Source organism: Arcobacter sp. F2176 (genome assembly GCF_004116465.1).
Classification (GTDB): domain Bacteria; phylum Campylobacterota; class Campylobacteria; order Campylobacterales; family Arcobacteraceae; genus Arcobacter; species Arcobacter siniprincipis.
In genome coordinates, this window is sequence record NZ_PDJV01000091.1 from 1 (window position 1) to 390 (window position 390).

General features: G+C 37.2%; 2 protein-coding genes. Both read right to left on the reverse strand.

Annotated features, from left to right (window positions below; genetic code table 11):
- Positions 1–203: CvpA family protein (locus CRU95_RS16320; RefSeq protein ID WP_258238766.1), on the reverse strand; the 203-nt coding region annotated here is incomplete at its 3' end.
- Between the two features lies 1 nt (position 204).
- A partial coding sequence (gene zapA, locus CRU95_RS16325; protein WP_129102133.1) for a cell division protein ZapA occupies positions 205–390 on the reverse strand: 186 nt, incomplete at its 5' end.

Here is a 390-nt window from a genome sequence, read left to right on the forward strand (position 1 = left end):
ATCCATTCTGGAACAGATACGTTTTTATCAAATGGATACGGAATAAATTTCGCAAGTGCTGGCGCTAAATCTTTACAGTACCAGTATGCAACAAGGTATGCGATAATAAAGCTTGTTAACTTTACAAGTTGCAGAATAAACCCTCTGCGTAAGCCGAGGAAAAATCCCATAACAAGCAGTAAAATGATAATAATATCAATCATGTTATTCCATTCCTTTTTTTGTCATACTTTCTTTCAATTTCTCAAGTTCTTCTTTTAATTTTATGTAATCGTGTATGACGTTTACCGCCGTCAATACCGCTAGTCTACTCGTGTCAAGCGAAGGATTCTTGGCATTGAGTTCGCGCATTTTATCATCCACAATCGCTGCTACCATGCGGATATGACT